The organism is Ancylobacter sp. (assembly GCF_965229075.1).
Taxonomy (GTDB): Bacteria; Pseudomonadota; Alphaproteobacteria; order Rhizobiales; family Xanthobacteraceae; genus Ancylobacter.
The window spans coordinates 820,867-841,901 of sequence record NZ_CBDDIO010000001.1; the positions used below are offsets into that span (position 1 = coordinate 820,867).

Genomic DNA, 21,035 nt, shown 5'->3' on the forward strand with positions numbered 1-21,035 from the left:
CGCGATGGACGTGGCGAAACGGGAGTTTGTCTCGTCCCGATGTTTCTAAAGGCCCGGCCGTAGCGCCGGGCCTTTTTCATTGCGACGACGCTTTCCTCGGTTCGCTTTCACCGGCCGCGCGCGTGGCCCGGCGGATGCCGCCTCATGGAATTGTCACCGTAATGCGACAGTCGGTTCCGTCCGCCCCTCTGGCGTGAGCGGGGGTGCATACATATTATAGCTACCGAAGGCCGGTTCGCCGGTTAGGGAATGCATGAATGTCCGACCACGCTGAAAGTCAGCTGCGTGCAATGATGATGGCCGACGATGAGCGCCGACGCCGTGGGGACAACGCCCCCGGCACGGCGGTGATCACGCGCACCAAGCCGCAGGTCAAGCGGCCGAATCTCTACCGGGTGCTCCTTGTCAACGACGACTACACGCCAATGGAGTTCGTCGTGCATGTGCTGGAGCACTTCTTCAGCAAAAACCGGGAGGAAGCCACCCAGATCATGCTGCATGTGCATCAGCATGGCGTGGGGGAGTGCGGTATCTTCACCTATGAAGTGGCCGAGACAAAGGTCACGCAGGTGATGGACTTCGCGCGCAAGCACCAGCATCCTTTGCAGTGCGTCATGGAGAAGAAGTGACGCCCCGCGACGGCTAAACGAAGAGGTCCCGATGCCCACCTTCTCCCGAAGCCTCGAGCAGTCGCTGCACAGGGCCCTCGCGCTCGCCAACGAACGCCACCATGAATATGCGACGCTGGAGCACCTGCTGCTGTCCTTGGTCGATGACCAGGACTCGGCGGCGGTGATGCGGGCCTGCAATGTCGACATCGACAAATTGCGGCGCAATCTGGTCGAGTATATCGACACCGAGCTCGACAATCTGGTCCAGGACGCCGGCGAGGATTCGAAGCCGACGGCCGGTTTTCAGCGCGTCATTCAGCGCGCCGTCATTCATGTTCAGTCCTCCGGCCGCGAGGAGGTGACCGGCGCCAATGTGCTGGTCGCCATCTTCGCCGAGCGCGAGAGCCACGCGGCCTATTTCCTGCAAGAGCAGGACATGACGCGCTATGATGCCGTCAACTACATCAGCCACGGCATCGCCAAGCGCGCCGGCATGTCGGAAAGTCGCCCTGTTCGCGGCGCCGAGGAGGAGACGGAGACGAAGACCGGGGAGGACACCAAGAAGAAGGCCGATGCGCTCGACGCTTATTGCGTGAACCTCAACAAGAAGGCACGTGAGGGCAAGATCGACCCGCTGATCGGCCGCGACAGCGAGATCCAGCGCACCATCCAGGTGCTCTGCCGCCGCTCCAAGAACAACCCGCTTTTCGTGGGCGACCCCGGCGTCGGCAAGACTGCCATCGCGGAAGGTCTGGCGCGCCGCATCGTTGCCGGCGAGGTGCCGGATGTTCTCGCCAAGGCGACGGTCTTTTCGCTCGACATGGGCGCGCTGTTGGCCGGCACCCGCTATCGCGGTGACTTCGAAGAGCGCCTCAAGCAGGTGGTCAAGGAGATCGAGGCCTATCCCGACGCCATCATGTTCATCGACGAGATCCACACGGTGATCGGTGCCGGTGCGACCTCGGGCGGGGCGATGGACGCCTCCAACCTGCTCAAGCCTGCTCTCGCCGCAGGCACGCTGCGCTGCATCGGCTCGACGACCTACAAGGAATACCGCCAGTATTTCGAGAAGGATCGCGCCCTCGTCCGCCGCTTCCAGAAGATCGACGTGCCGGAGCCGACCGTCCCGGACGCTATCGAGATCCTCAAGGGCCTCAAGCCCTATTTCGAGGATTATCATCGGCTGCGCTACACCAACGACGCCATCAAGGCGGCGGTGGAATTGTCCGCCCGCTACATCCATGACCGCAAGCTGCCGGACAAGGCGATCGATATTATCGACGAGTCCGGTGCGGCGCAGATGCTGCTCCCCGAAGGGCGCCGCAAGAAAACGATCGGCGTGAAGGAGATCGAGGCGACCATTGCCACCATCGCCCGCATCCCGCCAAAGTCGGTGTCGAAGTCGGACACCGAGATTCTTTCCGCGCTGGAAACGACGCTGAAGCGCGTGGTCTACGGCCAGGATAAGGCCATCGAGGCGCTGGCGTCGGCAATCAAGCTGGCCCGGGCCGGACTGCGCGAGCCGGAGAAGCCAATTGGCTCCTATCTGTTCTCCGGGCCGACCGGCGTCGGCAAGACCGAAGTGGCGAAGCAACTCGCGTCCAGCCTCGGCGTGGAGCTCCTGCGCTTCGATATGTCCGAGTACATGGAGCGGCACACCATCTCGCGGCTGATCGGCGCGCCTCCCGGCTACGTCGGTTTCGACCAGGGCGGCCTTTTGACCGACGGTATCGATCAGCACCCGCATTGCGTGCTGCTGCTCGATGAGATCGAGAAGGCGCATCCCGACCTGTTCAACATCCTGTTGCAGGTGATGGACCATGGGAAGCTGACCGACCACAACGGCAAGCAGGTGGATTTCCGCAACGTCATTCTCATCATGACGACCAATGCGGGTGCCGCCGACCTGTCGAAGTCCGCCTTCGGCTTCACGCGCTCGAAGCGCGAGGGCGACGATGTGGAGGCCATCAACCGTCTCTTCGCGCCGGAGTTCCGCAACCGGCTCGACGCCATCATTCCCTTCGCCCACCTCACCAACGAGATCATCGCGCTGGTGGTGGAGAAGTTCGTGCTCCAGCTGGAGGCGCAGCTGGCGGATCGCAACGTCACCATCGAGCTGTCCGATGAGGCCACGGCCTGGCTGGTGGAGCGTGGCTACGACCAGCAGATGGGCGCGCGTCCCATGGGCCGGGTGATCCAGGAACACATCAAGAAGCCGCTTGCCGACGAAGTGCTGTTCGGCAAGCTGCGTAATGGTGGGCATGTGCGCGTCGTCCTGAAGACTGACGACGAGGGCGAGAGTGCTTTGGCTTTCGAATTCCCGGAGGGGCCGATCACCCCCAAGCCGGAGAAGATCGAGGCGCCCGAGACCAAGCGCGCGCCGCGTCGCAAGACGCCGGCGGCAAAGGCCAAGAAGCCCGTCGCCGCTGCCGCCAAGCGGGCAAAGCCCGGAACATCGAAAGTGCCGAAGGTGCCTCTGGTCAAGGCGTGAGCTGGACGCTTCCAGCGTTGCCAATGAATGAGGAGCCGCCCGCGACATTGTCGCGGGCGGCTTTTTTGGGCCCGGCTTTTGGAGGCGACCGTCTCTCATGGCTGCTATGCAGCAGGGCGGCGCCCGTTTCGCTTGACGCCAGGGGGAGGGCGCCGCAAAAGGCCCAGGCGAGTTGACATGCAATCCCCCCAGGTTTCGCTCCCTTCCGACCCTGTTCCACCCGCGCGCTGGTTCCTGCGCGGGATGCGCGGCGCCGTATCCACGCCCGGTCTAGTGCTGGTGGCCACCTTTATCGGCTTTGGCGGGTTGCTGCATGACCTTGCCTTTCCCATCGGCGCGGGCCTGCTGTCGACGCTTCTGGTCTGGGCCTTGCCGGCGCAGGTGATCCTGGTCGGCGGACTCGCCACTGGGGCATCGCCGCCCGCGCTCGCCGTGGCGGTCTGCCTTTCCGGCGTGCGGCTGCTGCCGATGGTGGTGTCGCTGATGCCGCTCATGCGGGGGCCTCGCCCGCGCCTCGGCTGGGAACTGCTCTGCGCTCATTTCGTCGCCATGACGGTGTGGGTTGAGGGCTTCCGGTTGCTGCCGAAGGTACCCGAGGAAGGGCGCCCGGCCTATGCAGCGGGGCTGGGGCTCGGCCTCACTCTGCTGAGCATGGCCGGCACCGCGATCGGCTTCTATCTCACGGGGGCATTGCCGGGGCCGCTGGCGGTGGCGTTGCTGCTGCTTACGCCGATTTCATTCGCCATTTTGTTGGTGCGCAACGCACGGCAAAGTGTCGACTGGCTGGCCATCGGGCTTGGCGCGGCGATCTCGCCGCTCGTCGCCAACTCGCCCGGCGGGCTGGACCTGTTCTGGGCCGGTGTGGGCGGCGGCACGCTGGCCTTCTTCATCGCCCGTCACCTGCCGGAACGGCGCGCATGAGCCTTTACTCGACCGAACTCGGGGCCATGTTGGTGGTGATCTTCGTCGGTTTCCTGCCCAACGAGGTTTGGCGGGTGCTTGGCGTGCTGTTCGGGCGGCGGATCGACCCCGGCAGCGTGTGGATGCAATGGGTGCAGGCCGTGGCCACGGCGCTGCTGGCGGCGGTGGTGGCGCGGTTACTGCTGGTGCCCAGTGGCGCGCTGGTCGCCCTGCCGCTCAGCCTGCGCATCGGCGCGGTGGCGAGCGGCATTGCCGGCTTCCTCGCCCTGCGCCGCTCCGTGCTCGCCGGCGTGCTCACCGCCGAGGCCGTTCTGGTGGCCGGCGCCTGGTGGCTGGGCATCAGCCCTTAAGCGCTGCTTTCAGCTGCGCCGCCTGCTGCGCCAGCACTTCCGATGTTTCCTTGTAGGAGAGCGGCGGGCGCAGATCGATCCCGGCATGGCGCGGAATGACATGAACATGCAGGTGGAACACTTCCTGTCCGCCGGCCTTCTCATTGTGCTGGGTGATGGTGATGCCCTCGGCGTCAAATACCTGCATCTGAGCCCGGGCGACGCGCTGCGCCACGGCCATCACGGCGGCCAGGTCACCAGGTTCGACATCCAGCAGATTGCGCGCCGGCGCCTTCGGGATCACCAGCGCATGGCCGGCGGCGCGCGGCATGATGTCGAGGAAGGCAAGCACGCGCTCGTCCTCATAAATCCTGTGGGCGGGAATGTCGCCGCGCAGGATCATCGCGAAGATGTTGCCGGGATCGTAGGCCATGGGTTCCTCCCTGTCGGCCTGATCTGATCGCAAGCCCGCCTCCGCCGGTCAAGGCTCTCCGCTCGTGTCAGGGACCACTTGCTGACGGAACGGGCCCAACTCGCTGAGTTCGGCGCCGGCCTCAGCGACATAACGGCGTTCGCGGTCGAGATAGTGAACGACGGCGGCGCGGAACTGCGCATCGGCGATGTAGTGGGCCGAGCGGGTGATGACCGGCATGTAGCCGCGTGCCAGCTTGTGCTCGCCCTGCGCGCCGGCCTCCACCGTCCGCAGCCCGTGCGCGATCGCGTAGTCGATGGCCTGGTGGTAGCAGACCTCGAAATGCAGGAAGGGGTGATGTTCGATCGCGCCCCAGTGCCGGCCATAGAGCGTGTCGGCGCCGATGAAGTTGATCGCGCCGGCGATCCAGCGCCCGGCGCGCTTGGCCATCACAAGCAGGATGCGCTCGGGCATGCGCTCGCCGATCAGCGAATAGAAGGCGCGGTTGAGGTAAGGCCGCCCCCATTTGCGCGCGCCGGTTTCCATATAGAAGCCGAAGAAGGCATCCCACACTTCCTCGGTCAGGTCTGAGCCGGTGAGCCAGTGAACAGTGATGCCGTTCTCAAGCGCTTCCCGGCGCTCGCGACGGATCTGCTTGCGCTTGCGCGAGGCGAGGGCGTCGAGGAAGGCCTCGAAATCCCCATAGCCTTCATTGCGCCAGTGGAATTGCTGGTCCGTGCGCGGCAGGAAACCTTCCCCTTCCAGTGCCGCCGCGTCTTCCTCGGTGAGGAAGGTGGCATGCACCGAGGACACCTTGCGCAGCTTCGCGAGCGCCACCAGCCCGGCCGCTAGTGCCTGCCGCACCGTCTCGGCCTGCGGCCCAGTGCCCGCGAGCAGGCGCGGCCCGGTGGCGGGGGTGAAAGGCACGCTCACCTGAAGCTTGGGATAATAGCGGCCTCCCGCGCGCTCATAAGCCTCGGCCCAGCCATGGTCGAAGACATATTCGCCCTGCGAGTGCGACTTGAGATAGGCCGGGGCGACACCCAGCACCTCGCCGTCGTCCCCCTCCAGCACCAGATGCTGCGGCAGCCAGCCGGTCGATGCGGCGACGCAGCCGGATTCCTCGAGCGCCGAGAGAAAAGCATGGCTGACAAACGGGTTAAGCGAGGGTCTTGATTCGGCGCCGAAGGGTGTAATGGTTGCGCAGGCATCCCAGGCATTGGCAGGGAGAGCGCGGATATCGCTCTCGACGCGCAGGCGGAACGTGTCGTCGGACATTCGGCAAGGGCTCGCGGAAGGGCGGCGCAGGGATTGGCCCAATGGGGCGCCATTGTGCGTCGCACCCGGTGGGAACAGCAAGAGCGCTCACGCGATCGGGAAGCAGTGTTCCCGGCTCAGGGCAGAAAGCCCTCGAAGATCATCTGATCGGCATGGCGGGCGGCGGTTTCCCGATCCTCGGCGGTTCGGACGGTCCAAGTCAGCAGCGGCATGGGGCGCTGCTGGCGAGCGGCGTCGACGGCTGCCGACGGCAGTTCCTTCACATAATGGGCGATGAAGTCGGGTTGCGTGCGCTGCAGATGCAGCAGGTTGCCCCATTCATGCTTGGTCTCATGGCTGAGCATGTCCCATTCCGGGTCGTCGTAGCGGTACTCCATCGTGATGCCGCGCGGGATATGCGGCGCGAGCGCCCGCACCGCAGTGACGAGGTCGGGATCGAACGACATCAACGCCGCTGGCCCCCCATAATCGGCCAGCACGTCCGCCGCCCGGGCAGCGACCGCCGTGTCGCCGTTGAAAGCACTCTTCAGCTCGATAACCAGCGGCACGCGCCCGCTGACGCGGCCGAGGAGTTCGCCCAGCGTCATCATCCGGTCGGCCGTGCCACGCATCTCCACCGCCTTCAGCTCCTCAGCGGTGAGGGCGTTGGCCGGCCCTTCCGCCAGGGTCAGACGCTCCAGCGTGTCGTCATGGAATACCATGGCCTCGCCATCGGCGGAGAGCTGGATGTCCACTTCGATGGCATAGTCGCGCGCCAGAGCGGCATCGACCGCCGAGGGCGTGTTCTCGATCACACCGCGCGCCGCAGCGTGCAGCGCGCGGTGTGCGATCGGCCTAGCGGTGAGCCAGGCCGGCGCATTGGCGGTGGAGATGTTTGGAGCCATGGTGGGCCTCAGGCGAATTCGATCACGGCCTCGACTTCGACACTGACATTGAAGGGCAGCTGCGCCACGCCCACGGCCGAGCGCGCATGGCGGCCAGCATCGCCGAAGACCTCCACAAACAGGTCGGAGCAGCCATTCACCACCTTCGGCTGATCGGTGAAGTCAGGTGAGGAGTTGACGAAGCCGACCAGCTTGACCACCCGTTTCACTCGGTCGAGATCGCCGAGCGCCGCCTTGATCTGGGCGATGAGGTTGATGGCGCACTGGCGGGCGGCGGCGCGGCCGGCCTCGATGTCGCCCTCGCCGGCAAGCTTGCCGGTCATGAAGCTGCCATTGGCCATGGAAATCTGGCCGGAAATCCAGAGCTGGTTGCCGCTGATGACGAAGGGCACATAGTTCGCCGCCGGGGCGCTGGCCGCGGGGATGGTAATGCCGAGGGCCGCAAGCTTGGCCTCAACCGTTCCGGTCATGGAATTCTCCTGCTATCGTGGGTGCGCTGCCCGTCTCGGCATGCGACGGCCAATGGGCGGCAACCGACCTGCAATTGCCATCTTCGATGGGTCATGTTTGGCGGATCGGTTCGCCATTCGCAAGCTGCGACTGACGTCTGCGAGGAGCCCGTTACCTATGCCGTCCGCCTGTTTTCGCCGCTCTGTCCTCGCCACGCTCTTGCTGGGAGCCTCCGCCCTGCCAGCAATGGCGATCCAGCTCTCGCCACACCGCGCCACCTACGCGGTCTCGCTCGACGCTTCCAAGTCCGGCACCCGTATCAATGGGGCCGAGGGGCGTATCGTTTATGAGATGCGGGGCAGCGCCTGCGCCGGTTATTCGGTCCAGCTGCGGCAGGATACCCAGCTGGCGACGGAAGGGGGCAGGGTCAACAGCGCGGTGTCGACGGCGACATGGGAAGATGGCGACGGCAAATCCTATCGCTTCCGCGTCTCCAACCGCATTAATGGTGAGACCACGGAAGAGGCGGACGGCGTCGCCGAGCGCAAGGACGGCGCCTTGACGGTGACGGCGACCAAGCCGGAAGCGCAGACGGTGACGCTCGGCGAGAACGTGCTGCTGCCGACACAGCATGTTCTGCGCCTTATCGGCAGTGCGGAGAGCGGCGAGGCGATCGTCGAAGCGCCGGTATTCGACGGTTCGCCCGATGCCAAGAAGGTCTATGACACGCTGGCCGTGATCGGTCGTGAGACGCGCGACGCCAAGGGCCTGGAAGAAGCCGCGACGGCAGGCGATCTCGCCGGGCGGGCGCGTTTCCCGGTGACGATCAGCTATTATGAGCGAGGCGGCAGCAACGAGACGCCGGATTATGTCATCAGCTTCGACATGTTCGACAATGGTGTGAGCCGCAAGCTGAAGCTCGACTATGGCGAGTTCGCGCTGAACGGCACCCTCATTTCCTACGAGGCGCTGCCGAAGGAAGAGTGCGCGAAATAGGCGCATCGGGCTCGCCTTCGTCATCGGGGCGGTTGCGGTGGGGCTGTTCGGACTCGCGCCGTGTCGGCGCGTCGAGGGTGATGCCGCGGTCGATGATCGTTTTGCCGAAGCGGGCGCGCAGCGAGTCCGTCGCCAGTTCCGCAAGGCCCCGCTTGGTGGCCGAGGTGTCGATGAGATCGGCGGGGTCGGCCAAGGCCGGGTCAGCGAGTTCCGAGACGCCGACGCCGATAAGCCTGAAACGCCGCCCATTGGTCTCGCGGGCCAGCAACTCCCGCGCATGGTCAAAGATGCGGTGGGCGAGGCGGGTTGGGTCCTCTAGCGAGCGGGCGCGGGTGATCAGCCGAAAATCGGCGGTCTTCAGCTTCAGAGTGACCGTACGGCCGGCGAGATCCGCGGCCTTCAGCCGATCGGAGAGCTTGCGGGTGAGCCGGTAGAGTTCCCGTTCCAGCGTGCGGTAGTCGGCAATGTCACTGTCGAAGGTGGTTTCCGTCGACACGCTCTTGGTCTCGCGCTCAGGGTTCACCGAGCGCGTGTCAATGCCGCGTGCCAGGCGCCACAGCCGCAGCCCCTCATTGCCGAAGCGGCGGGCGAGGGTGGTCTCGTTCGCCGCTTGCAGGTCGGCGATGGTGCGGAAGCCCTCGCGCGCAAGCCGCTCCTGCGTCGCCTTGCCGACCCCCCAGATCGCGCCGACGCTCCGCTCCGCCAGGAAGGCCATGGCCTCCTGTGTCCCGATCACCGCGAAGCCGCGCGGCTTGTCGAGTTCGGAGGCCATCTTTGCGAGGAATTTGTTTGGCGCGAGGCCGACGGAGATGGTGACACCAATTTCCGTCTCGACCGAACGGGCCAGCCGGGCGAGCGCCCGCGCCGGGCTCTCGCCATGCAGAAGTTCGGTGCCGGCAAGGTCGAGAAAGGCCTCGTCGATCGAAAGCGGCTCCACCAGGGGGGTGAGGCGCAGGAACCGCTCGCGAATCTGCCGCCCGACCGCGACATATTTCGCCATGTTGGGCTTGATGACGGTGGCTTCCGGACACAAAGCGAGCGCCTTGAACATCGGCATGGCCGAGCGTACGCCCTTGACGCGCGCGAGGTAGCAGGCGGTCGAGACCACGCCCCGCTTGCCGCCGCCGATAATGACGGGAACGTCGCGCAGCGCCGGGTCATCGCGCTTCTCCACCGAGGCATAGAAGGCGTCGCAGTCGATATGGGCGACGTGCAGCGTGTCGAGTTCGGCATGGCGCAGCAGCCGCGGGCTGCCGCACTGCGTGCAGCGTCTCTCCTCGCCGGCATCGGTGAGGCAGTCTCGGCAGAATGCCGGCAGGCGCGCCATCGCCCGAGCTCCGTATGCTCCCTCAGTCCTCGCCTATATCGGCGTGGAAGAGGATTTCACGCGCTGCCACGACATGGCCGGGGTCGATCTCCGCCTCGCCGGCATGGGCGATCAGCAGATCCTGCCGGTTGATGAGATAATCGAGCAGGGCGACATGGAAGGCGGCCGCCCCCGCGACCCCGCGCAGATCGGCCGGCGACAGCCCACTCTCCGCCAGAAATGGGCCGATGCGCTCAGGATCGCCGGCGAGAAAGGCGAGGGCGCCCAACGCGACCTGCCGGGCCGCGTCGATCTGGGAAGGGGGGCGGGAGTTGCGGCGTTTCATTTCCGGTTCCGTAAGGAATGGGTGGGTAAAGCTAACGCATCGACGGGCGGAAGGGTGAGTGATTCCAGCTTGCCCGGTGTGCCGTCGTTGCAGGGACAGTCGACCGATGCCCAAGACCGTTCTGATCGTTGAGGACAATGAGCTCAATATGAAGCTCTTCAACGATCTGCTCGAAGCCCATGGCTATATCACGGTCGGGACGCGCAATGGCGTGGAAGCCCTCGATCTCGCGCGCCGTCATCGGCCGGACCTCATACTGATGGACATCCAGCTCCCTGAGGTTTCGGGCCTCGATGTCACGCGCGCACTGAAGGCCGATCCAGAACTCAAGGCCATTCCCGTTATCGCGGTGACCGCCTTCGCCATGAAGGGCGATGAGGAACGCATTCGCGAAGGTGGCTGCGAGGCCTATCTTTCCAAACCGATTTCCGTCGCCAAATTCCTCGAAACCGTTCGCCAGTTCGTGCCGGTGTCCTGAACGGTATCACAGGCGCGCGGAGCTTCGCGCTCCGGTGCGAATCTGCGGCGAAACCCCGTTGCATTTGGCTGCGTTTGGGTTAGCTTTTCCTCGGTATCCGTTTGCCCTACGGAGTGCTCGGGTCCGCCGCATCTCCTGGGTCCGTGGGGTCTGGTCGGCGGGCGGTGTCTACGGATGGCCTCTCCGTTCACCGCTCGCCGATTCCCGCCCGCCAGCCGGTACCTGTTCCTCGATCAAAAACGTCCTTGATCGCTGCAGCGTCGCTTAAGATGAGCGAGGAACGTATCTCGATGTTTCGCCAAAGAAAAAGGCGCCAAACGGCGCCTTTTCGCGTCAAAAGCCGACGGGGCTCAGATCACTTGATCTTGCCTTCGCGGAACTCGACATGCTTGCGCGCCACCGGGTCGTACTTCTTCACGACCAGCTTGTCGGTCATGGTGCGCGAGTTCTTCTTGGTCACGTAAAAGAAGCCGGTGTCGGCGCTCGACACGAGCTTGATCTTGATGGTCGTTGCCTTGGCCATGACCGGGTCTCCTGGAGCGTGGCTCTCGAACGTGGGGCCGCCACGCCGAAGAAATTGGGTTCGCGCGGCAAAACCGCCGCTCGTTGCGCGTCCGTATCCGTGATCGGCGCGCGAATGTCAAGGAAGCGTGGTCAGCGATCGCGCCAAATCTGTGCTGCCACCACCAGCACATAGAGCACCAGGAAGGCGGCGATCACCCAGGCAAAGCCGTGCGGATCAATCAGTTGCATGCCGCCCCCTACAGCCGTGGGGCCGACGGTGAGGCCGATCGAGTACAGCATCACGAAAGCCGCATTGGCGGTGGCGAGTGCCGCACCGTCGAAGCGGGCGCCGAGCAAAGCCAGGCCGACCGTATAGAGGCCGGCGACGATTCCCGTGGTGAGAAAGGCCACGGTCCACAGCGCCCAGCTGTCTATGGCGAGATAGGGGATAAGCAGCGCGCCGCCGAGGCTGACAATGCCACAGCCCAGAAGAAGGCGCCGCCGGTCCACCTTGTCGCTGAGCAGGCCGAGCGGCAGCTGCAGCGCGACATTGCCGAGCTCGGCTATGGTGAGCAGCAGAGCGGCGTCGCCGGCATCAAGCCCACGGCGCAGGCCGTAGAGCGGCAGGAAATTGATGATGCCAGTTTCCACGGCGCCGAAGATGAACGCGGCGAGGGTGGCGGCGGGGGCGATCCGCATCAGTGTCCACACGCCGCCGGAGGTGCTCTCCTTCTCGATGGCGGGTGCGCTCGAGGCGCCGATCAGCACCGGAATTCCGGCGAGGCCGAAGAAGGCGGCGCCGCACAGATAGGGCGCCCATCCCTGCGTGCCGACGAGGCTCAAAATGGCCGGGCCGCCGGCGAAGCCGATCGACAGCACCGTGCCGTAAATGCCGATGACCAGCCCGCGCCGGTCGCTCGGCGCGGCGGCGTTGATCCAGAACTCGCTGACCACGAACAGCACGCACAGGGCCGCGCCATAGATGAAGCGCAGCGGAAACCACAGCACGAAGGACGCTGTGACCTTGAAGGCGACGAGGCTGATCGCGGCGCTGAGGATGGCCGCCAGCAGCAGCGGGCCGGCGCCGAGACGACGCACCAGATTCGGCAGAAACGGCGCCAATGCTATGGTTGCGAGGCCTCCGACCGCCGTGTTCAGCCCGATCCAGGTGGAGGAGACGCCGCGGTCGTGCAGCTCGAAGGCGAGGAGCGGGATCGACAAAGCAAGGCCGAGGCCGACGGCGGAGATGGCGGCAATCGCGGCGGCGATGGAGGCGATATTGACAGGGCGGGAGGCGGCGGGGGCATGCATGGGGTCACCTGAGGTCGGGAAGCGCCTCCCGGGTCGCCCGCTCTAGCCCATGGATGACAAAAGTCGAATGACTTTTGGGAATGACCTCATGCGGCGCGTTTCTGGCCCGCGCCCCGTTCAGGCCAGCGCCTCGCGGTAGACCTTGGCGCCGCGCGAGAAGAAGAACGGCACCGGCTGCCACGGGCGATGGCCGCCGGACAGGCGCGGGGCGACCTCGCCGAGGATCGCCCGGGTGATCTCAGGCACGTCCGCCCGCAACGCCTCGTCGAGCGTAAACCATTGAGCTTCCACGAATTCCGCCTCCGGCCCCACCGTGCCGTCAAGGCGATGGGCGACCTGCGACAGCTCCGCCATGAAGAAGCGCGTGTCGAAGCGGCGGGCGAGGCGGGGCGGGGTGACGGCGCGGGCGACGAAGGTCAGCGCCTCCAGATTGGGAAACAGTCCGGCCGCGCCGAAGGGCGCCCAGGCGCCGGGAAGGGGGCCCGGATCGCCGGCCTCCTGCGTGCCGATGAGCAGGCCGACCTCCTCCGCCGTCTCGCGGATGGCGGCGAGCGCCAGCGCGCGGGCGCGGCCGGCGCTGGGGCGGGTGACGCGGGCTAACAGCCTGCGTTCACTCTCGCAATCCAGCATGCCATAGACCGGCACGCGCCGGTCCACCGCGTCCACGCGCCCGCCGGGAAAGACGAATTTGCCCGGCATGAAGCGCAGTGCCGGGTTGCGGCGGCCGAGCAGAAGGCGCGGCGTCTTCTTCGAGCGGTCCACCAGAATCAGCGCCGCCGCGTCCACCGGGCGGATGACCGGGTGCGTCGCGTCGAGCCTTTCGCGGGGAAAATGGGGGGAAACGTCGGTCAGGCTCATGAGGGCGATGCGGTGCGGTGAGGCCGGCCGAAGCGACTGACCGATGAGGACGATGAGGTGGAGTGTGAGACCGACGAGACCGATCAGGAGTTAAGACCGGTCAGGAGCCCTTGGCCGCCGGCAGCGCGTCCGTCCGGTGGCTCGGGGGCAGCGCCTCGCGCTCGGAATCGTTCGGATCGAATCCGTGCATGCGCACCGCCCACTGGAACCCGATCAGCGCCCCCTTCACGGGGGGCAGCAGCACCAGCGAGAGGATGAGGGTCAGCGGCAGCCACAGCACGAGGTGGATCCACACCGCCGGGTGCAGCGCCATTTCCACCGCCAGCAGCAGCGGCACGACGATGTGCCCGACAATGGTGATGACCATATAGGGAGGCGCGTCGTCGGCGCGGTGGTGCCACAGCTCCTCGCCGCATTCCGGGCAGTGCTCGTTCACCTTGAGATAGGAGCCGAACATCGCACCCTTGCCGCAGGCGGGGCAGCGCATGCGGAACCCGTTCATGATCGCGGGGCCGATCGGGCGGTCGGGCGGGGACTTCTGTGTCTGCATCGCGCTGCGCCTCCGGCGCTGTCTCTGAGGCGCCTGCGGCGCTGTCTCCATGCGCCTGTGGCGCACTCTCCGATGCGCCTCTCGGCGCTATCTCCGCTTGCCGAAGCGCTTGGGTCCGTGCGGACGCTCCGTGCTGCGGGCCGGTCGCCCGCGGCCGCCGGGGCGGCGCCGGTCGGGCGCTACGTAATTCCCCTCAGATAGTAGCTCGAAGCGCAGCGCGCCAGCCACGGGGGCGGCTTCGACAAGCTTCACTTCGACGCGGTCGCCGAGCCGGTGCATCTCGCCGCTGCGCTCGCCCACCAGCGCGTGGCGGGCCTCGTCATAGCGGTAATAGTCCTGCCCCAGCGTCACGGCAGGAATGAAACCGTCGGCCCCGGTCTCGTCGAGCGCGACGAAAAGCCCGGCCTTGGTCACGCCCGATATGCGGGCGCGGAAGGTGGCGCCGATCTGCACCGCCATGTGATGGGCGATCAGGCGGTCGATGGTTTCGCGCTCGGCGGCCATGGCCCGGCGCTCGCTGGCGGAAATGCGGGCGGCGATCTCGGCCAGCTGCTCGGGCGTCGTCGTCTCCGGCAGCCCGTCGGCGCCGAAACCCAGCCCGCGCACCAGTGCCCGGTGCACGATCAGATCGGCATAGCGGCGGATGGGCGAGGTGAAATGCGCGTAGCGGCGCAGATGCAGGCCGAAATGGCCGTAATTCTCATTGGCGTATTCCGCCTGCGCCTGGCTGCGCAGGATCACCTGATTGACCAGCGGCGCCATCTCCGTGCCCTCGACCCGGGCGAGGATGTCGTTGAACTGCGCCGGGCGCACGCTCTCGGTCTTCGGCAGCTTGATGTCGAGCGTCTGCAGGAACTCGCGCAGCGCCGACATCTTCTCCAGCGAGGGCTGGTCATGCACGCGGTAGATCAGCGGGATGCGCTTTTCCTCCAGCGTCTCGGCGGCGGCGACATTGGCGAGGATCATGAATTCCTCGATCAGCCGGTGCGCGTCGAGCCGCTCCGGCACCACCACCTTGTCCACCGTGCCGTCGGGCTTCAGCAGGATCTTGCGCTCGGGCAGATCGAGGTCGAGCGGGGCGCGGGCATCGCGTGCCTTCTTCACCGCGCCATAGGCGGCCCAGAGCGGGCGCAGGACGCCTTCCAGCAACGGATCGGTGACATCGTCCGCCCGGCCGTCGACCGCCGCCTGCGCCTGCGCGTAAGCAAGCTTGGCGGCGGAGCGCATCATGATGCGGTGGAAGCTGTGGCGCTTCTTGCGGCCATTGGCGCCCACCACCATGCGCACGGCGAGCGCCGGCCGGTCTTCCAGCGGGCGCAGCGAGCACAGATCGTTGGAAATGCGCTCGGGCAGCATCGGCACCACCCGGTCGGGGAAATACACCGAATTGCCGCGCGCCAGTGCCTCGCGGTCCAGCGCCGAGTTCGGCCGCACATAGGCGGCGACATCGGCGATGGCGACGGTGAGGATGAAGCCGCCCTCATTGTCGGGGTCGAGGTCCGGCGTCGCGTGCACCGCGTCGTCATGGTCCTTGGCGTCCGGCGGGTCGATGGTGACCAGCGGCAGATCGCGCCAATCTTCGCGCCCGCGCAGCGAGGCCGGCTGGGCTTCTTCCGCCTCCGCCAACGCCTCGCGGCGGAAGACGCTGGGAATGCCGTGGGCGTGGATGGCGATGAGGCTGATCGCCTTCTCCGTCGCCACCGAACCCAGGCGCTCCTTCACCTTGGCGGTGGGCAGGCCATAGGCGTGGTGGCGGATGATCTCGACCGAGACCAGATCGCCGTCCTGCGCCTCGCCGGTGAAATCCGCCGGGATGGCGAGCTCGCGCCCCATATTGCGCTTGTCGATCGGGGTGAGCCGCCCGCCGCCGGTCTGCAGGTCGCGGCGGAAAATGCCGAGCGTGAGCGCGCGGGCCTTTTCGATCACCTTGAGCACGGTGCCGTTATGGCGGATGCGTCCGTCGGCTTCCGGGATTTCCTCGGTCTTGAGCAGCACCCGGTCGCCGACCGTCGGCGCCGGGCCGGCGAGGCGGCCGCGCCGGGCGAGACGCACGAGAATGCGCGGCGCTTCCCCGCTCTCCTCCTCGTCCCAGTCCACCGGCGTGGCGATGAGTTCGCCGTCCTCGTCGCGCTCCACCACTTCCGACAGCACGACGGCGGGCAGCGCGCCGGGCAGATGCAGCTTGCGCCGCTTGCGCCCGAGCAGTCCCTCGTCCGCCAGTTCGCGCAGCAGCTCCTTCAGCGCGATGCGGTCGCTGCCGTCGAGGCCGAAAGCGCGCGAAATCTCCCGCTTGCCGACATCCCCGCCCTGCGAGGCAATGAAGGCGATCAATTCCTCGCGACCGGGCAGACCCTTGGTCAGGCCGGCGGGAAGGGCAGGGCGGGCGGGCTTGCGGCCCTTCGGCTTGATAGGTTTACGCACGATTCACCGCGTTTGGAGGGCTGTGCTGACGCTATCGCCTCCGGCGCGCCACGTCGACCGGGCGAGGGGGCTGACGTTGCGGCACGGGCGGCCGTTCGCTTGCAATTGACCGCCAACAGGCGGAATTTGCCGCGCTTTCGCGGCGCGCTTTTGGCGCCGAGCTGGATTCGTATCATGGATGCCCGCACGCCGGAGGCGACCGACGCGTCGCTGTCCCATAGCGAGATTCGCGTCATCGTCACCGGCGTGATGGTGGCGATGTTCCTCAGCGCCCTCGACCAGACCATCATCGCCACCGCCCTGCCGACCATTGGCGGCAGTTTCGGCGATCTGGAAAACCTCACCTGGGTGGTGACCGCCTATCTGCTCACCGGCACGGCCATCACGCCGCTGGTGGGCAAGTTCGCCGATATTCACGGCCCGCGCCCGGTGCTGCTGGCCTCCATCGGCACCTTCCTCATCGGCTCGGTGCTGTGCGCCACCGCGCAGAACATGCCGTGGCTGATCGTGGCGCGCGCCGTGCAGGGGCTGGGCGGCGGCGGGCTGATCGCGCTGGCGCAGACCATTATCGGCCTGCTCATCGCCCCGCGTGAACGCGGGCGCTACCAGGGCTATTTCGCCATCGTCTTCATCACCTCCAGCATTGCCGGGCCGATCCTCGGCGGCTTCTTCGCCGAGCATCTGCACTGGTCGCTGATCTTCTGGATCAACGTGCCGCTCGGCCTCATCGCGGCGCTGATGAGCGACCGCTCGCTGCGGCGCCTGCCGGCGCATCATCACCCGCACCGGCTCGATATTCTCGGCGCCTTCCTCATGTGCGCCGGCACGGTGGCGCTGCTGATGGCGCTGAGCTGGGGCGGCACCGAGTTCCGCTGGTTCTCGCTGCCCATTCTCGGACTGCTGGCGCTGGCGGTGCTGCTCTGGGTCGGCTTCGCCTTGAGGGTCGCCACCGCGGCCGAGCCGCTGGTGCCGCTCGCCGTGCTGTCCAACAAGGTGGTGCGCACGGGCGTGCCCGCCGCCGCCTTCGCCATGGGCACGCTGGTGGGCCTGTCGATCCAGATGCCGCTCTATCTTGAAGGGGTGATGGGGCTCACCGCCTCCGAATCCGGGCTGGCGCTGATACCGCTCATGGCGGGCGTGGTGGTGGGGGCGACCGGCGCCGGGCGGGTGATGGGCCATATCGTCCATTACAAGCGCCTGCCGATCCTCGGCCTGCTCGCCAGTATCGCCGCGCTCGGCGCGCTGGCGCTGTGGCCGCTCGGCCTGCCGATCGCGGTTGTGGGGGTGGCCATGGGCATTGCCGGCATGGGGCTCGGCACCGTGCTGCCGGTGACCACGGTGGCGGTGCAGAACGCCGTGCCGCTGCCGCAGATGGGCACCGCGACCGGGGTGGTGAACCTGTTCCGCTCGCTCGGCTCGGCGGTGCTCACCGCCGGCTTCGGCGCCATCGTCATCGGCCTGTCGGGCATCGAGACCAGCGCGCTGCTGGAGCGGCTGCTGGAAGGACGGGCGCAGGTGGCGCCGCTCGCCGGCGCCTTCCGCTGGGTGTTCGTGGCGGCGGCGGGGGCGCTGGGCGTGTCGCTGCTCGCCATGCTGGCGATGGAGGAGCGCCCGCTGCGCTCCGGCCATCCCCCCGCGCCGCTGCCGGAATAGGCGCCGGGGTCAGCCGGCTGCCGTCTTCTTCGCCGCCGCCTTCTTGGCGGGAGCCTTTTTCGCCGCCGGCTTCTTGGCGGTGGCGGCCTTCTTGGCCGGCGCCTTGTCAGTGGCGGGCTTCGCCGCCGCGCGGCGCGCGGGCTTGGCCGGGGCGGAGCCGGCCTTGGCGGTGATCAGCTCCACCGCCTGTTCCAGCGTCACCGCTTCCGGGTCCATGTCCTTGGGCAGGGTGGCGTTCACCTTGCCATGGTTGACATAGGCGCCGAAACGGCCCGGCCGCACGGTGATCGCCCCGCCGAGCGTGGGATGCTCGCCGAGCTCGCGCCCGCCGACCGCGCCGCGCCGGCCGGGGCCCTTGCTCTGCTTGTCGGCGATCAGCGCCACCGCCCGGTTGAGGCCGATGGCGAGAATGTCGTCGCCCGGCTCGATATTGGCGTAGGTCTTGCCGGTCTGGACATAGGGCCCGAACCGGCCGATGCCGGCGAGGATGGGTTCGCCGGTCTCGGGATGCAGGCCGATCTCGCGCGGCAGGGAGAGCAGCGCCAGCGCGGTGTCGAGATCGACATCGGCGGGCGCGAGGCCCTTGGGCAGGCTGGAGCGCTTGGGCTTCTCGCCGTCCTTGCCCTCGCCGAGCTGGAGATAGGTGCCGAAGCGCCCGGCGCGGATGGTCACTTCCAGCCCGCTCACCGGATCGGTGCCGAGCACGCGGGTGCCGTTGGCGTCGCCGCCATTGGCCTCGTCCGCCCCCTGCGCCGCCAGCGGGCGGGTGTACTTGCACTCGGGATAGTTCGAGCAGCCGATGAAGGCGCCGAACTTGCCGACCTTCAGCGACAGCCGGCCGGTGCCGCAGGTCGGGCAGATGCGCGGGTCGGAGCCGTCTTCCTTGGGCGGGAAGATGTGCGCGGTGAGCATGCCGTCGAGCGCGGAGATGACATCGGAGACGCGCAGCTCCTTGGTCTCGCCGACGGCGGCCATGAAGTCGCGCCAGAAGTCGCGCAGCACGTCCTTCCACTGCAACTCGCCATTGGAGATGCGGTCGAGCTTCTCCTCAAGGTCGGCGGTGAAGTCATATTCGACATAGCGGTCGAAGAAGCTCTCGAGGAAGGCGGTGACGAGACGGCCCTTGTCCTCGGGCACCAGGCGGCGCTTGTCGAGCTTCACATATTCGCGGTCGCGCAGCACGGCGAGCACGGAGGCATAGGTCGAGGGCCGGCCGATGCCCAGCTCTTCCATGCGCTTGACCAGCGACGCCTCGGAATAGCGCGGCGGCGGCTCGGTGAAGTGCTGGTCGGCCTTGATGCCCTTGCTGGCGAGCGCTTCGCCCGCCGCCATGGCCGGCAGGCGACGGCTCTCCTCGTCGTCCTCGTCGTCGTCGCTGCCCTCGCGGTAGAGGGTGAGGAAGCCGTCGAACTTGATGACCGTGCCGGTGGCGCGCAGTTCCAGCGCCCGGCCGCCGGCCTTGGCGTCGATATCAACCGTGGTGCGCTCCAGCTCGGCCGATTCCATCTGGCTGGCGATGGTGCGCAGCCAGATCAGCTCATAGAGCTTGGCCTGGTCGGGCTCCAGCTGGCGGATCACGTCCTTCGGCCGGCGCGACAGATCGGTCGGGCGGATCGCCTCATGGGCTTCCTGCGCGTTCTTCGCCTTGGCGGTGTATTTGCGCGGGGCGGAGGGCACATAGCGCTCGCCATAGTCGCGGGCGATCACCGAGCGGGCGCCGGCCACCGCTTCGGGGGCCATGTCGACGCCGTCGGTACGCATATAGGTGATGAGGCCGACGGTCTCGCCGCCGACATCGACGCCCTCATAGAGCCGCTGCGCGATGCGCATGGTGATGGCCGGGGCGAAGCCGAGCTTGCGGCTCGCCTCCTGCTGCAGCGTGGAGGTGGTGAAGGGCGGGGACGGGTTGCGGCGGGCCGGCTTGGCCTCCACCGAGCGCACCTTGAAATCCGCCTTTTCCAGCGCGGCGCGGAAATCGGCCGCCTCAGCCTCGGTGCCGACATCCAGACGGGTGATCTTCTTGCCGTCGGCGCCGACTAGGCGGGCCTCGAAGGTCTCCTGCCGGGGCGTCGCCAGCTGGGCGGCGATGGACCAGTATTCGCGCTTGACGAAGGTTTCGATCTCGCGCTCGCGGTCGCAGACGAGGCGCAGCGCCACCGACTGCACGCGCCCGGCCGAGCGGGCGCCGGGCAGCTTGCGCCACAGCACCGGCGAGAGGGTGAAGCCGACGAGATAATCCAGCGCGCGGCGGGCGAGATAGGCATCGACCAGCGCCGCGTCGATAACGCGCGGATGCTGCATCGCCTCCAGCACCGCCTGCTTGGTGATGGCGTTGAAGACGACGCGCGAGACCGGCTGCGCCTTCAGCGCGCGCTTTTCCTTCAGCACTTCCAGCACGTGCCAGGAAATCGCCTCGCCTTCGCGATCCGGGTCGGTGGCGAGAATGAGGCCGTCCGCCTCCTTCACCGCGCGGGCGATATCGGACAATCGCTTCTGCGCCTTGGGATCGACATCCCACAGCATGCGGAAATCGTCGTCGGGATTGACCGAGCCATCCTTCGCCGGAAGGTCGCGTACGTGCCCATACGAGGCGAATACCTCGTAGCCCGAGCCGAGATATTTGTTGATCGTCTTCGCCTTGGCAGGCGATTCGACGATGACGACCTGCATGTGCGCGCCACGTCCTTTGAGGGGTCCAGCCCCGAGAGGCCGGGAAAATGGGGTAGAGGCCCCGGTGTGTCAAATGCCAAGCACACGCCGTGCCGGAGACGGACGCGCGGGGCGCGGTTTAACCGTGGTTTCAGCCCGCCGTTCGGAGCCCTTGGCGGGGGCCTCGCGCCCTGCTCGGTAAGGTTGTGTAATATTCATGAATGCACGCATTTGGCGTGACAAGTCCCGGCGCTGTGGTACGGTGTTCCGTGCCGCCATCAGCAACGGGCGCCTGACGTGACCGACAATGTTCCTGCGCATCGGACGGTGAGGGAAGCGGCGGAGTACATCGCCGCCCTCTCACGGGAACTGGCGACCCTCGCCGCCCGCAACAAGCTGGACATGCTGTCTTATCTGCTTGAGATGGCCTATGCCGAGGCCCGTGACACGGCCCACCGCGAGACCGAGACGCGCCGGGTCGGGCGGCGAGGGGCAAGCTCCATCGAGGCACCCTAGAGCACGCTCCGATCTGATGGCGCCGCAATCAACTCGGTTAACGGTTCTCTGGGCATGACTTGGGGGCTGAT

The 21,035-nt window shown here is 66.9% G+C and carries 20 protein-coding genes; 8 read left to right on the top strand and 12 right to left on the bottom strand.

The window, feature by feature from the left end:
- Nucleotides 1-257 precede the first annotated feature (257 nt).
- The 4 genes from clpS to ACO07Z_RS04125 all read left to right on the top strand — a co-directional run bounded on the left by clpS (nt 258) and on the right by ACO07Z_RS04125 (nt 4,373).
- Nucleotides 258-629: an ATP-dependent Clp protease adapter ClpS gene (gene clpS, locus ACO07Z_RS04110; RefSeq protein WP_370874064.1), complete on the top strand. Its 372-nt coding sequence runs from the start codon at nt 258-260 to the stop codon at nt 627-629.
- Nucleotides 630-660: 31 nt separating this feature from the next.
- Nucleotides 661-3,102, top strand: coding sequence for an ATP-dependent Clp protease ATP-binding subunit ClpA (gene clpA, locus ACO07Z_RS04115; protein WP_421697502.1), 2,442 nt, complete (start codon nt 661-663; stop codon nt 3,100-3,102).
- Between the two features lie 177 nt (nt 3,103-3,279).
- Nucleotides 3,280-4,023, top strand: a complete 744-nt coding sequence (locus ACO07Z_RS04120) for an AzlC family ABC transporter permease (RefSeq protein ID WP_421697503.1) — start codon at nt 3,280-3,282, stop codon at nt 4,021-4,023.
- Complete coding sequence (locus ACO07Z_RS04125; protein ID WP_421697504.1) at nt 4,020-4,373, top strand: AzlD domain-containing protein; 354 nt, start codon at nt 4,020-4,022, stop codon at nt 4,371-4,373. The genes ACO07Z_RS04120 and ACO07Z_RS04125 overlap by 4 nt, the downstream gene beginning before the upstream one ends.
- Here ACO07Z_RS04125 and ACO07Z_RS04130 read toward each other — a convergent pair.
- The 4 genes from ACO07Z_RS04130 to ACO07Z_RS04145 all read right to left on the bottom strand — a co-directional run bounded on the left by ACO07Z_RS04130 (nt 4,363) and on the right by ACO07Z_RS04145 (nt 7,396).
- A complete protein-coding gene (locus ACO07Z_RS04130) occupies nt 4,363-4,785 on the bottom strand; it encodes an HIT family protein (RefSeq protein ID WP_421697505.1) in 423 nt (140 codons plus the stop codon). The genes ACO07Z_RS04125 and ACO07Z_RS04130 overlap by 11 nt on opposite strands.
- Before the next feature lie 48 nt (nt 4,786-4,833).
- Entirely contained in the window at nt 4,834-6,042 is a 1,209-nt protein-coding gene (locus ACO07Z_RS04135; RefSeq protein WP_421697506.1) for a GNAT family N-acetyltransferase, read from the bottom strand.
- A 116-nt stretch (nt 6,043-6,158) separates the two neighbouring features.
- Nucleotides 6,159-6,926, bottom strand: coding sequence for a glycerophosphodiester phosphodiesterase family protein (locus ACO07Z_RS04140; RefSeq protein ID WP_421697507.1), 768 nt, complete (start codon nt 6,924-6,926; stop codon nt 6,159-6,161).
- Between the two features lie 8 nt (nt 6,927-6,934).
- Nucleotides 6,935-7,396, bottom strand: a complete 462-nt coding sequence (locus ACO07Z_RS04145; protein ID WP_421697508.1) for a RidA family protein — start codon at nt 7,394-7,396, stop codon at nt 6,935-6,937.
- A gap of 157 nt (nt 7,397-7,553) precedes the next feature.
- Here ACO07Z_RS04145 and ACO07Z_RS04150 point away from each other — a divergent pair, with 157 nt between their 5' ends.
- A complete protein-coding gene (locus tag ACO07Z_RS04150; RefSeq protein WP_421697509.1) occupies nt 7,554-8,372 on the top strand; it encodes a cell envelope integrity EipB family protein in 819 nt (272 codons plus the stop codon).
- Here ACO07Z_RS04150 and ACO07Z_RS04155 read toward each other — a convergent pair.
- Together ACO07Z_RS04155 and ACO07Z_RS04160 are read right to left on the bottom strand one after the other, a co-directional pair.
- A complete protein-coding gene (locus tag ACO07Z_RS04155) occupies nt 8,329-9,699 on the bottom strand; it encodes a DNA polymerase IV (RefSeq protein WP_421697510.1) in 1,371 nt (456 codons plus the stop codon). The two genes, ACO07Z_RS04150 and ACO07Z_RS04155, sit on opposite strands and share 44 nt — an antisense overlap.
- Nucleotides 9,700-9,721: 22 nt before the next feature.
- Nucleotides 9,722-10,024, bottom strand: a complete 303-nt coding sequence (locus ACO07Z_RS04160; protein ID WP_421697511.1) for a DUF3572 domain-containing protein — start codon at nt 10,022-10,024, stop codon at nt 9,722-9,724.
- 106 nt (nt 10,025-10,130) lie between these two features.
- Between ACO07Z_RS04160 and ACO07Z_RS04165 the strand changes: the two genes are divergently transcribed.
- Entirely contained in the window at nt 10,131-10,502 is a 372-nt protein-coding gene (locus ACO07Z_RS04165) for a response regulator (protein ID WP_244376874.1), read from the top strand.
- A gap of 355 nt (nt 10,503-10,857) precedes the next feature.
- Here the strand turns inward: ACO07Z_RS04165 and rpmG are convergent, their stop codons facing one another.
- From rpmG to rnr, 5 genes are all read right to left on the bottom strand, one after another.
- Entirely contained in the window at nt 10,858-11,025 is a 168-nt protein-coding gene (gene rpmG, locus ACO07Z_RS04170) for a 50S ribosomal protein L33 (protein ID WP_018390658.1), read from the bottom strand.
- 131 nt (nt 11,026-11,156) lie between these two features.
- A complete protein-coding gene (locus ACO07Z_RS04175; RefSeq protein WP_421697512.1) occupies nt 11,157-12,317 on the bottom strand; it encodes an MFS transporter in 1,161 nt (386 codons plus the stop codon).
- Between the two features lie 117 nt (nt 12,318-12,434).
- The gene (locus ACO07Z_RS04180; protein ID WP_421697513.1) at nt 12,435-13,175 is read right to left on the bottom strand and encodes an NUDIX hydrolase; all 741 of its coding nucleotides are present in this window, start codon (nt 13,173-13,175) and stop codon (nt 12,435-12,437) included.
- A 100-nt stretch (nt 13,176-13,275) separates the two neighbouring features.
- Entirely contained in the window at nt 13,276-13,776 is a 501-nt protein-coding gene (locus ACO07Z_RS04185; protein WP_421697514.1) for a DUF983 domain-containing protein, read from the bottom strand.
- Between the two features lie 36 nt (nt 13,777-13,812).
- Nucleotides 13,813-16,086, bottom strand: coding sequence for a ribonuclease R (gene rnr / locus ACO07Z_RS04190; protein WP_421697882.1), 2,274 nt, complete (start codon nt 16,084-16,086; stop codon nt 13,813-13,815).
- 234 nt (nt 16,087-16,320) lie between these two features.
- Here rnr and ACO07Z_RS04195 point away from each other — a divergent pair, with 234 nt between their 5' ends.
- Nucleotides 16,321-17,799, top strand: a complete 1,479-nt coding sequence (locus ACO07Z_RS04195; RefSeq protein WP_421697515.1) for an MDR family MFS transporter — start codon at nt 16,321-16,323, stop codon at nt 17,797-17,799.
- Between the two features lie 9 nt (nt 17,800-17,808).
- Here the strand turns inward: ACO07Z_RS04195 and topA are convergent, their stop codons facing one another.
- On the bottom strand, nt 17,809-20,469 hold the full coding sequence (gene topA, locus ACO07Z_RS04200) for a type I DNA topoisomerase (RefSeq protein WP_421697516.1): 2,661 nt from the start codon (nt 20,467-20,469) through the stop codon (nt 17,809-17,811).
- A gap of 276 nt (nt 20,470-20,745) precedes the next feature.
- On the opposite strand from topA, the gene ACO07Z_RS04205 reads away from it, so the two are divergent.
- Nucleotides 20,746-20,964 carry a hypothetical protein gene (locus ACO07Z_RS04205; protein ID WP_421697517.1) on the top strand — a complete coding sequence of 73 codons (219 nt, stop codon included), beginning with the start codon at nt 20,746-20,748 and terminating at the stop codon, nt 20,962-20,964.
- Nucleotides 20,965-21,035: the final 71 nt, after the last annotated feature.